We start from the raw sequence: 11,729 nt of genomic DNA on the forward strand, positions 1-11,729 counted from the left end.
ATGCGACCGATCGGGGTCGCCCTCGTGGACGACCAGCTCCTGGTGCGCAGCGGCTTCCGCATGCTCATCAATTCCCAGCCGGACCTCGACGTCGTGGCCGAGGCCGCCGACGGGCGCGAGGCGTTGGCGTCGACCGCGCTGCGGCAGTCCGATGTGGTCCTGATGGACGTGCGCATGCCCGTGCTGGACGGCATCGCCACCACAAGGCGCCTTCTCGGGGCCGAGGGAGGCCCGGCCGTCGGGGCCATCGGCGCCGGTCCGCGGATCATCGTCCTGACCACCTTCGACCTGGACGAGTACGCCATCTCCGCCATCGAAGCGGGGGCCAGCGGCTTCCTGCTAAAGGACGCGCCGCCCGAGGAACTGCTGGAGGCCATCCGCACCGTGCACCGGGGCGACGCCGTCATCGCGCCGTCGACGACGCGCCGCCTGCTGGACCATGTGGCGCCCATGCTGCGCCGGCAAAGTATCCAGTCGCCCGTGCATGCCAGCGCGGTCGCCTCCCTGACCGCCAGGGAGCGCGAAGTCTTCGAGCTGATCGCGGCCGGGCACTCCAACCCGGAGATCGCCTCCGGCCTGTATCTGTCCGAGGCGACGGTCAAGACACACGTGGGGCGCATCCTGGCCAAGCTGGGTGCGCGGGACCGGGTCCAGGCCGTCCTGATCGCCTACGCCACCGGGGTGGTGACTCCCTAGGGCCCATGCCGCGTTAGCCCACGTCATACCCCGGTATGACGTGGGGGCGGGCAAAGGGGGCCGTGCGGGTGACGCGGTCCGCCGCCCGGATGCATAGCGTTGTCTGCATGACGATCACCAGCGAACAACACACCGGCACACTCGCGGTCGCAGCGAGCGGCCTGACCAAGGCATATGGAAGCGGCTCGACGCGCGTGGAAGCCCTGCGCGGCGTCGACGTGGAGTTCGGCGCGGGCCGTTTCACCGCGATCATGGGCCCCTCCGGCTCCGGCAAGTCCACGCTGATGCACTGCCTCGCCGGCCTGGACTCCCCCAGCGCCGGTTCCATCCGCATCGGCGGACAGGAGATCACGGGCCTCGACGACAACCGGCTGACGCGGCTCCGCCGGGAGAAGATCGGCTTTGTCTTCCAGTCGTTCAATCTGGTGCCCACGCTGAACGCGGAACAAAACATCCTGCTCCCCCTGCAACTCGCCGGCCGCTCTCCGGAAGCCCCGCGGCTGGCCACCGTCGTCGCCACCCTCGGTCTCGGTGGACGCCTGGCGCACAAGCCCCACGAACTCTCCGGCGGCCAGCAGCAGCGCGTCGCCGTCGCGCGCGCCCTCCTGACGCGCCCCGACGTCGTCTTCGCCGACGAACCGACCGGCAACCTCGACTCACGCTCAGGCATGGAGGTGCTGTCGCTGTTGCGTTCCTCGGCGCGGGAAATGGGGCAGACCGTCATCATGGTGACGCACGACCCGGTGGCCGCCACCTACGCCGACGAGGTGCTGTTAATGAGCGACGGCGCGCTGGTGGGCAACATCGTCGGCCCGTCGACGTCCTCGGTCTCGGCCGCGCTGGCCGGATTGGGCGGCTGAACGGTGCTGACGCTTGCCCTCGCCAACCTGAAATCCCGCGCCCGGCGCTTTGTCGCCGTATGCCTTGCGGTGATGATCGGCACCGCCTTCCTCGCGGCGACCCTAATGGTCGGTTCCAGCACCACGGCCTCGCTCCAACAAAGCGTCGGCGCCGCGTACCGGAGCGCCGACGTGGTTGTCGGCATCGATTGGAACGCTTATCCCGGGGCGGTCGAGGATTCCCTCGACGCCGGCTCCCTCCAGGCGGCCGGCCGCGTCTCCGGCGTCGAGGCGTCCTACGGCCGCGCCGTCCTCTCCGGCCGCATCGACACCGGCGACGCGGAACAGAACGCGCTGGTCTCCGACTATCCATCCGATGGCGATCTGCGCTCGGTGGAGGTCGCCTCAGGCGACTTGCCCGCCTCGGCCGGCGACGTCGCGCTGGACGAGACCTCCGCCGCCAAGGCCGGCCTGGCCATCGGCGACTCCGTGACCCTCGCGTCCGTAGGGGACGCGCCGGGGCGTGCCACCGGGCTTGTCCTGACGGGATTGACCGTTCCCAGCAGCGATCCGCTCGCCGGCGGCATGATGCAGGCCACGGTCGCTCCGTCGTTTATGGGGCAACTGCTCGGCGCGACGCCCGTCTACCAACAACTGCATCTCCGGATCGGCGACGGCGTCGACCCGGCGGCGGCCGTCGCCGACATCGCCGCCGCACTGCGCGCGGACGGGATCGAATATCCCAGCGTGTTGACGGCACGGGAGCAGACGGTGGCGGACGTGGCCAGCCTGTCGGGCGGGCAGGACCAGTTGACCATCGTGCTCCTGGTGTTCGCGTTGGTTGCACTGATGGTGACCGGGCTTGTGGTGATGAACACGTTCTCGGTGCTGGTGGCGCAGCGCACCAGGGAACTTGCCCTGTTGCGCACCATCGGGGCCCTGCGGCGTCAGCTGCGATCCGCGGTGCTCGCCGAGGCGCTGCTCGTCGGCCTGGTGTCGTCGGTGCTGGGAGTGGCCCTCGCGACCGGCATCATGGCCGCGCTCGTCGCCTACGTTGCGACACTGCCGGGCAGCGGCTTCGCCGTGCTGTCCGTCACCTGGCCCACGGTGGCCTGGGCCGTGTCCGTCGGGACGCTGACGACGCTCCTTGCCGCGTGGGTTCCTGCCCGGAACGCCACACGGATCGCACCTCTCGCCGCCTTGCGGCCGGCCGACCCCGCGAGGTTGCGCAACCGCGGCGGGAAAATCCGACTTGTGTGCGGCGGCCTGATGGTGGTCTGCGGCGGCATCCTCCTGGCTCTCGGCGCGGCCGAGGGCGATCTTCTGGTCGCCTTCGGCGGGGGCTTCCTCTCGTTCCCGGGCATCATGCTGCTCGGCTCGCTGTTCCTGCCGCCATCCGTCGCCGCCGCAGGCGCGCTCGCGCGCCCCGCCGGAGTCCCCGGGCGGCTCGCCGCGCTGAATGCCGTCAGGAATCCGGGCCGGACCACCGCCACCGCCACGGCCCTGCTGATCGGCGTCACGCTGGTGTCCATGATGATGGTGGGCGCCCAGACAACGAAGGCCAGCCTCGACGCGACACTCGGTTCGGAGTTCCCCGTGGACATCACGGTCGAGCCGATGGGCGATGGCGCCGATTTCGCGCAGGAGGACGTGGTCAGGATCCGCACCCTCGACGGGGTCAGGAGCGTGGCGCTCCTGCGCCCCGGGGGCACCGGCACGGGAGAGACGCCCGTCTATGCGGCCCCCGCCGCAGACCTGACCCGGGTTCTGAACGACCCCTCGCAGGTCCCGGGCAAGGGGCAGGTTCTGGTCGCCCAGGAGATGGAGGGCACCATACTTCGCGTCGCCGGAGCGTCGGGAACGTCGGACCTGTCCATGGTCAAGTCGGGCGGGGCCTTTATGCCGGCCGTGATGACGTCGGAGACCGCCGAGGCTCTCGGCGGCGCCGCCCGCGGCGGGGATTCGGTCGCCTCGGCGGCCGCCGTCCTGTGGATCAAGGCCGTGCCCGGATTGGGGACCGACGACGCCCTTGACCTGCGCACCGAACTCGCCGCCTCGCTCGGCGTGGAGGAGTACGCCGTCGGCGGCGGGCTGATGGAGAAGCAGATGTACACGCAGGTCATCGACACGTTGCTGCTGGTGGTGACGGGGCTGCTAGCGGTCGCAGTGTTCATCGCGCTCGTCGGCGTCGGGAACACCCTCAGCCTCTCCGTGTTGGAGAGGACAAGGGAGTCCTCGCTGCTGCGTGCGCTGGGGCTGACGCGGGGGCAACTCCGGGGCATGCTTGCCCTCGAGGCCGTCCTCGTGGCCGCCGTCGCGTCCGTCCTCGGATGCGTGCTGGGAGCCGCCTACGGCATCCTGGGCGCCCAGTCCGCGCTGGGATCCTTCAGCGCCCTGGTGGTGGCGCTCCCCTGGGCGCAGTTGGCTGGCGTCGTCGCGGCGGCCGGCATCGCCGCCCTGGCCGCCTCCGTGCTGCCGGCCCGGCGGGCCGCCCGGATGTCGCCGGTGGCGGGCCTGGCCACCGAGTAGCGGAGTACCCCGGGGGCGGGCCCGTCCGGCCCGCCCCGGTCGGCGAGGAACCGTTGCGGCCCCTCGGCAGCCACCTCCCGCTGCGGCGCTGCTAGTGCTCTTTTACTGCTCTTCGGGGGTGGCCTGAACCGACCAGTTCGGCACCCAGGCCACGTCGCCGTGCTCGGCGTTCGCGCCGCGCGCGATCGTGAAGATGAGGGTGGAGAGATGGTTAAGGTAGCGCGCGGCCTCCGCGTTGATGGCGGTCGGGTGGGCCTCGGCCGCCGCCCAGACGGCGCGCTCGGCCGTCCGCACGGACGCGCGGGCCTGGTACAACAGCGCCGCGGCCACGGTCCCGCCGGGCAGAATCAGCCCGTCGAGGTCGGAGGCGTGCTCCCGATAGTGTTCAATCGCACGGTCGAGGCGGTCGATGTGCGCCGCCACGATCCGCACCGTGGACTCCTCCCCCGCCGTGGTGGGCACGGCGAGGTCGGCGTCGAGGTCGAAAAGGTCGTTCTGCGTGCTGAGCAGCATTGCGACGATGTCGGTGGGCAGTCCCCCGCCGGCCATCGCCATCGCGATGGCCGCGTTGGCGGCGTCGCATTCCGCCACCGCAACGGCGCGCACATCGTTTTTGGAGATTTCGCCGTGCCCGCCGAGGACAATGGTCCCGGTGTCACCGCGGTGCTCGATGATTGGCTGGTCTGCATTGGTCGGGTCGGGGTTGTGGGTCATTCCTTCAACTATACGGAACGCGCTTTGCCCGCCGCACCCACCCCGCGAAGTGGACATTTCCCTACCGTACTAAGGGTGGAACCGTCCACTTCCGGGGGTTGCGAACCGCCATCGGCTTAACTCCAACTATTGCGGAGCGGGTAGCGTTGGAGTATGAGCGATAAATCCCCCGACCACATCCTCGATGAGGACATACCCTTGGCCGATCCGCCCCAGCGCGGATGGGCCACAGTGGACAAGACGGTTTTCGGTGTGTCGTTCGGCATCATCGTCGTCGTCTGTCTTCTCGGTGTTCTGTTCACCACCGCCATGGGCGACGCCGCGGCGGCCGCGCTCGCGTGGATCACCGGCAGCTTCGGCTGGCTGTTCATCCTGAGCGCCAGCGGCTTCGTCGTCTTCTCCCTGGTGCTGGCGTTCGGCCGCTATGGCAACATCCCGCTGTCCAAGGACGGCGAGGCCGCCGAGTTCTCGACGCTGTCCTGGGTGGCCATGATGTTCAGCGCCGGCATGGGCATCGGCCTGATGTTCTTCGGCGTCTACGAGCCGGTCACCCACCTCGCCTCGCCGCCGCCCTTCGTCGACTCCGCCGCGAATTCGCCGGATGCCGCGGGCACGGCCATGGCGTACACCCTCTTCCACTGGGGCCTCCACCCCTGGGCCATCTACTCGGTGGTGGGGCTCGCGCTGGCCTACTCCACCTACCGCATGGGCCGCGGGAACCTGATGAGCTCGCCCTTCCAGGCGATCTTCGGCAAGGAACGCATCGAGGACAAGGGATGGGGCAAGCCCATCGACATCCTCGCCATCATTTGCACCAAGTTCGGCTCGGCTACCTCGCTGGGCCTGGGCGCGCTGCAGATCGCCGCGGGCCTGTCCCTGCTGACCACCGGCGAGTTCGAGGAGAACCCCGGCGCCGCCGTTCCGATCATCATCATCTGCGTGCTGACCGTCGGCGTCGTCATCTCGGCCGCAAGCGGCGTCTCGCGCGGCATCAAGTGGCTCAGCAACACCAACATGGTCCTCGCGTTCGTGCTGCTGATCTTCGTCTTCGTCGTCGGCCCGACCGTCTTCATCCTCGACCTCCTGCCGTCGACTATCGGCGCCTACCTCTCCGAGCTCGTTCCCATGAGCTTCCACTCGGCCGTCTTCGGCGGCTCCGAGTGGCTCGCGAGCTGGACCATCTTCTACTGGGCATGGTGGATCTCCTGGACGCCGTTCGTCGGCACGTTCATCGCCAAGATCTCGCGCGGACGCACCATCAAGGAATTTGTGCTCAGCGTCCTGCTGGTGCCCACGGCCGTCAGCGTCGTCTGGTTCACCATCTTCGGCGGTGCCGGCATCCAGCAGCAGCTGGGCGGAAACGACATTGCCGGTCTCGGGGACGAGGCCGCCGGCTTCTTCGCCGTCCTCCAGCAGTACCCGTTCTTCTTCGGGGCGGCCTTGGTGGTCATGGTCCTGACCGCGGTCTTCTTCGTGAGCGGCGCCGACGCCGGTGCCCTGGTGCTGGGCACGCTGTCCTCGCGGGGCCGCCAAGAGCCGTGGACACCGCTGGTGATCCTGTGGGCCGTCCTGACCGGCGCCGTGGCCGCGGTGCTCCTCTACGTGGGCGGGCTGCAGGCACTCCAGACCTTCACGATTCTGGCGTCGACTCCGTTTGTGCTGATCATCATCGGGCTGTGCGTCTCGCTGTACGTGGACTTGCGCCGCGACCCGCTGCGCCAGCGCCGGATGGGCCCGGTTCGCGGCGCCGTAGCGGTGCCCAGCACCGTGCCGTTCGCGGTCCAGGCACCGGAGACGGAAGAGTCCTCCGCACTGTCGGAGGCCGAGAACCCCGGGGACGTGGACCCGCTCCCGGGCACGGGCGCCGAGAAGTAGCCCAAGGCAAACAACCACACAAGAAAGCGGTCGGGATCCATGCGGATCCCGGCCGCTTTCGCACGGTGGAGGGCGTGGCTAGGCCGCGGCCTCCTCGTACTTCGGGAACACCGGGGTGGGAGCGGGCAGCGCCGTCCCGGGCTCGATCCGGTGGCCGAAGGCGGCGAAGGTGCGCGCCGAACCGCCGGACTGGCCCAGCGCGTCCAGCAGGGCGCCGGCGGAGCCCGGCATCACGGGCTGGACCAGCAGGGCCACCTTGCGCAGCACCTCGAGGGTCACGTAGAGGACGGTCTGCATGCGCTCGGTGTCGGTCTTGCGGAGCACCCACGGCTGCTGTTCGGCGAAATAGGCGTTGGTGTCGCCCAGGACGGTCCAGATGCCCTCGAGCGACCGGCTGAACTCCTGGCGGGAGTAGGCGTCGCGGGAGAACTCCATCAGCGCGTCGGCGGCCTCCAGCAGGGCCTCGTCCTGCGGCGCGAAGCCGGCGGGCGCGGGGACGGCGGCGCCGCAGTTCTTGCCCACCATGGACAAGGAACGCTGGGCCAGGTTGCCCAGGTTGTTCGCGAGGTCCGCGTTCATCCGCCCCACAATGGCCTCGTGGCTGTAGGCGCCGTCCGCCCCGAAGGGCACCTCGCGCAGGAGGAAGAAGCGCAGTTGGTCCAGGCCGTACTGGTCGACCCATTCCGACGGCGCCACCACGTTGCCCAGCGACTTGGACATCTTGACGCCGTTGTTGTTCAGGAAGCCGTGGATCATCACGCGTTTGGGCAGCTCCAGGCCCGCCGAGAGCAGGAATGCCGGCCAGTAGATGGCGTGGAAACGGGAGATGTCCTTGCCGATCACGTGCACGTCCGCCGGCCAGTATTTGCGGAAGGCCGCGGACTCGACGTCCGGGAAACCGACGCCCGTCAGGTAGTTGGTCAGCGCGTCCACCCAGACGTACATCACGTGGTCCTTGTTCCCGGGCACCGGCACGCCCCAGTCGAAGGTGGTGCGGGAGATCGACAGGTCCTCAAGGCCGCGCTCGACGAAGCGGATGACCTCGTTGAAGCGCGACTGGGGCGCGCCGAAGGCAGGCCGGTCCCGGTAGAGCCGCAGCAGCTTGTCCTGGTAGGCGGACAGCCGGAAGAAATAGGACTCCTCCTCCGTCCACGTGACCTCCGTGTCCGTGTCCTTCGCGTAGCGCAGGCCGTCCTCGCGGACTTCGGTGTCCTCTTCGTTGTGGAACGCCTCGTCGCGGACGGAGTACCAGCCCGAGTACTTGTCCAGATAGATGTCGCCGTTGGCCTCCATGCGCTTCCAAATGGCCTGGGCCGCCTCGTAGTGGTCGGCGTCCGTGGTCCGGAGGAAGCGGTCGTAGCTGATGCCCAGCTCGTCGTTCATGGCCTGGAACGCGTCCGAGTTCCGCTGGGCCAGCTCGCGCGGGGTGATCCCCTCCTTCTCGGCCGTCTGCAGCATCTTCTGGCCGTGCTCGTCCGTGCCCGTCATAAAGAAGACGTCGAACCCGTCGAGCCGCTTGAAGCGCGCCATGGCGTCCGTCGCGATGACCTCGTAGGCGTGGCCGACGTGCGGAACGCCGTTGGGGTACGAGATGGCCGTGGTGATGTAGAAAGGGGTCTGGTCCTGGGTCGAAGTCACCTAAGAAATCTACCGTACGACGACGGCGGGCGGCTCCGATGTGAAGCCGCCCGCCGCCGTCGCGCACCGGGATCAGTCGGCTAGGTCGGCCCCGCGGGCCACGGTCGCGCCGACGGTCGAGCGCACCTGATCCAGCACGGAGGCCGGCACGGCGGAATCGACGGCGAGGACGGCCAACGCCGAGCCGCCCTCCTCCTTGCGCGCCACCTGCATGGCGGCGATGTTGATGCCGTGTGCGCCGAACGCGGTGCCCAGCGCGCCGATGACGCCCGGGCGGTCCTGGTACAGCAGCACTATCAGGTGTTCGGCGATCGGGATCTCGAGATCGTAGCCGTTGATGCCCACCAGCTTCGCGATCTGCTTGGGGCCGGTCAGCGTCCCGGAGACGGACAGCTGCGTGCCGTCGGACAACGCGCCCTTGAGCGTGAGCAGGTTCCGGTACTCGGGTGACTCGGAGGTGGTGACCAGCCGGGTGGTGATGCCGCGCTGCTCGGCCAGGACCGGCGCGTTGACGTAGGAGACCTGTTCGGAGACGACGTCGGTGAAGACGCCCTTCAGCGCCGCCAGCTCGAGCGCCTTCACGTCCAGCGACGCGATCTCGCCGGCGACCTCGATGTCCAGGGAGGTCAGGGAATCCTGGGTGAGGGCGGTGAAGATGCGCCCGAGCTTCTCCATCAGCGGGATGCCGGGGCGGACGCTCTCGTCGATGACGCCTCCGGCCACGTTGACCGCGTCGGGCACCAGCTCGCCGCCGAGGGCCAGGCGAACGGACTTGGCGACGGAGACGCCCGCTTTTTCCTGCGCCTCGTCCGTGGACGCGCCCAGGTGCGGCGTGACCACAACGTTCTCCAGCCCGAAGAACGGGAGGTCCGTGCTCGGCTCGCTGACGAAAACGTCGATGCCCGCGCCGGCGATGGTCCCGTCCTTGAGCGCCGTGTAGAGAGCGTCCTCGTCCACCAGGCCGCCGCGCGCGACGTTGACCACGTACGCCGTGTCCTTCATCTTTGCGAAGGCCTCCGCGCCGAGCATGCCGATGGTTTCCGGCGTCTTGGGCATGTGGATGGTGATGAAGTCCGACTGCGCCAGCAGTTCGTCGAGCTCGAGCAGGCGCACGCCGAGCTGCTGGGCGCGTGCCGAGGTGACGTAGGGGTCGTAGGCCGCGACGTCCATGCCGAAGCCCTGGAGGCGCGCCGCGACGAGCGCGCCGATGCGGCCGAGCCCGATGATTCCGGCGGTCTTTTCGTACAGCTCGACTCCGGTGTACTTGGAGCGCTTCCACTCCCCCGACTTCAGGGAGGAGCTCGCGGCGGGGATGCGGCGCGCCAGGGAGACGATGTGCCCGACCGTGAGCTCGGCGGCGGAGATGATGTTCGACGTCGGCGCGTTGACCACCATCACACCGGCCTGGGTGGCGGACTTGATGTCGACGTTGTCGAGGCCCACTCCGGCGCGGGCGATGACCTTCAGCTTCTTGGCGGCGGCAATGGCCTCGGCGTCGACCTTCGTGGCCGAGCGCACCAGGATCGCGTCGACGTCGGCGATCGCGGCAAGCAGCTGGGCGCGATCGGAACCGTCGGTCTGCCGGATCTCGAAGTCCGGGCCGAGGGCCTCGACGGTGGCTGGCGAGAGTTCTTCGGCGAGGAGGACGACGGGTTTGGTCACTGACACGGGAGTGGCACCTTTGCTGTGAAGGGGAATGACGTGGGACGGGCAAGCCCGCCCGGGGCCAAGTTTATGGTCCGTCCGGTCGACCGGACGGGTTGGGCACGGATGTTACGCGGAGGAGGCGATTCCGCGGTGGAAACGGGAGCGCCCGCCCGGACTGGAGCCCGGGCGGGCGCAACGGTGTGGGAGGCAACGCCCCTAGCGGGCGGTGACGCCCTCGGTGTAGTCGTCGCTGCTCTTGACCCAGGAGAAGAGCTTGCGGAGTTCGCGGCCCGTGGACTCGATCGGGTGCTCCTCGCCCTTCTTCCGCAGGGCCAGGAACTCCGGCGCGCCGGCGTCCTGGTCGTCGATGAAGCGCTTGGCGAAGGCGCCGCTCTGGATGTCCGCGAGAACGGCCTTCATGTTCTCCTTGACCTCCGGGGTGATGACGCGGGGGCCGGAGACGTAGTCGCCGTACTCCGCCGTGTCGGAAATGCTCCAGCGCTGCTTGGCGATGCCGCCCTCCCACATCAGGTCAACGATGAGCTTCAGCTCGTGGAGAACCTCGAAGTAGGCGATCTCCGGCTTGTAGCCGGCCTCGGTGAGGACCTCGAAGCCGTACTGGACCAGCTGCGAGGTGCCGCCGCAGAGGACCGCCTGCTCGCCGAACAGGTCCGTCTCGGTCTCCTCGGTGAAGGTGGTCTCGATGACGCCGGCGCGGGTGCCGCCGATGGCCTTGGCGTAGGACAACGCCAGGCCCTTGGCGGCGCCCGTGAAGTCCTGTTCCACGGCGATCAGGTCCGGGATTCCGCGTCCGGCCTCGAACTCGCGGCGCACGGTGTGGCCGGGAGCCTTCGGAGCCACCAGCGCGACGTCGACGTCGGCCGGCGGCGTGATGTAGCCGAAGCGGATGTTGAAGCCGTGGCTGAAGAACAGGGCGTCGCCCTTCTGCAGGTTGGGGGCGATTTCTTCGGCGTAGACCGAGCGCTGGACCTGGTCCGGCGTCAGGATCATGATCAGGTCGGCCTCGGCGGTCGCGTCGGCAACGGAAAGCACCCGAAGGCCCTCGGCCTCGGCCTTGGCGATCGACTTGGAGCCGCTCTTGAGGCCAACGCGGACATCGACGCCCGAGTCGCGCAGGTTCAGCGCGTGGGCGTGGCCCTGGGAGCCGTAGCCGATGATGGCAACGGTGCGGCCCTGGATGATCGAGAGGTCGGCATCGTCGTCGTAGAACATGTCGGTCACTTTGTTTACTCCTTGGTTGGACTGGGGATCAGGCGGAGACGGATCGCAGCGCGCGGTCCGACATCGACTTGGAACCGCGGCCGACGGCCAGGGTCCCGGATTGGACGATTTCACGGACGCCGAAGGGTTCGAGAACGGCCAGGAGGGCGTTCAGCTTCTCAGCGGTTCCGGTGGCCTCGATGATGACCGAGTCGGTGGACACGTCCACCACAGAGGCGCGGAAGAGGTCGGCTGCCTGGGTTACCTGCAGTCGCGTTGCGGCATCCGCGCGTACCTTGACCAGGATGTGGTCGCGCTGCACGGAAGATTCTGGGGTCAGTTCTACGATCTTGATGACGTTGATCAGCTTGTTCAGCTGCTTCGTCACCTGTTCCAGCAGATCGCCCTCCGCGTCGACGACGACCGTGACCCGGGACATGCCCGCGACCTCGGTCGGGCCCACGGCGAGCGAGTGGATGTTGAACGCGCGGCGGGCGAAAAGCCCGGCGACGCGGGTGAGGACGCCGGGGACGTCCTCCACCAGTACGGAAAGGGTGTGGCGTGCCATGC

At 68.7% G+C, this 11,729-nt stretch carries 9 protein-coding genes; 4 read left to right on the forward strand and 5 right to left on the reverse strand.

Features of this window, described 5'->3' with window-relative positions:
* The 3 genes from AC3ZJJ_RS07845 (at nt 1) to AC3ZJJ_RS07855 (ending at nt 4,064) form a co-directional block, all read left to right on the forward strand.
* Complete coding sequence (locus tag AC3ZJJ_RS07845; RefSeq protein ID WP_489895743.1) at nt 1–696, forward strand: response regulator; 696 nt, start codon at nt 1–3, stop codon at nt 694–696.
* 107 nt (nt 697–803) lie between these two features.
* Nucleotides 804–1,556, forward strand: coding sequence for an ABC transporter ATP-binding protein (locus tag AC3ZJJ_RS07850; RefSeq protein WP_489895180.1), 753 nt, complete (start codon nt 804–806; stop codon nt 1,554–1,556).
* 3 nt (nt 1,557–1,559) lie between these two features.
* On the forward strand, nt 1,560–4,064 hold the full coding sequence (locus AC3ZJJ_RS07855; protein ID WP_489895182.1) for an ABC transporter permease: 2,505 nt from the start codon (nt 1,560–1,562) through the stop codon (nt 4,062–4,064).
* 102 nt (nt 4,065–4,166) lie between these two features.
* Here AC3ZJJ_RS07855 and AC3ZJJ_RS07860 read toward each other — a convergent pair whose 3' ends face one another.
* Complete coding sequence (locus AC3ZJJ_RS07860) at nt 4,167–4,778, reverse strand: ATP:cob(I)alamin adenosyltransferase (RefSeq protein ID WP_489895184.1); 612 nt, start codon at nt 4,776–4,778, stop codon at nt 4,167–4,169.
* 153 nt (nt 4,779–4,931) lie between these two features.
* On the opposite strand from AC3ZJJ_RS07860, the gene AC3ZJJ_RS07865 reads away from it, so the two are divergent.
* Nucleotides 4,932–6,653: a BCCT family transporter gene (locus AC3ZJJ_RS07865; RefSeq protein WP_489895186.1), complete on the forward strand. Its 1,722-nt coding sequence runs from the start codon at nt 4,932–4,934 to the stop codon at nt 6,651–6,653.
* A 78-nt stretch (nt 6,654–6,731) separates the two neighbouring features.
* Here AC3ZJJ_RS07865 and metG read toward each other — a convergent pair whose 3' ends face one another.
* From metG to ilvN, 4 genes are all read right to left on the reverse strand, one after another.
* Entirely contained in the window at nt 6,732–8,291 is a 1,560-nt protein-coding gene (gene metG / locus AC3ZJJ_RS07870; RefSeq protein ID WP_489895188.1) for a methionine--tRNA ligase, read from the reverse strand.
* 72 nt (nt 8,292–8,363) lie between these two features.
* On the reverse strand, nt 8,364–9,953 hold the full coding sequence (serA, locus tag AC3ZJJ_RS07875; protein WP_489895745.1) for a phosphoglycerate dehydrogenase: 1,590 nt from the start codon (nt 9,951–9,953) through the stop codon (nt 8,364–8,366).
* A gap of 201 nt (nt 9,954–10,154) precedes the next feature.
* Complete coding sequence (gene ilvC / locus AC3ZJJ_RS07880; protein WP_489895190.1) at nt 10,155–11,180, reverse strand: ketol-acid reductoisomerase; 1,026 nt, start codon at nt 11,178–11,180, stop codon at nt 10,155–10,157.
* 28 nt (nt 11,181–11,208) lie between these two features.
* On the reverse strand, nt 11,209–11,727 hold the full coding sequence (gene ilvN / locus AC3ZJJ_RS07885) for an acetolactate synthase small subunit (RefSeq protein WP_489895192.1): 519 nt from the start codon (nt 11,725–11,727) through the stop codon (nt 11,209–11,211).
* Nucleotides 11,728–11,729 lie beyond the last annotated feature (2 nt).

The organism is Arthrobacter sp. AOP29-A2-19 (assembly GCF_058138025.1).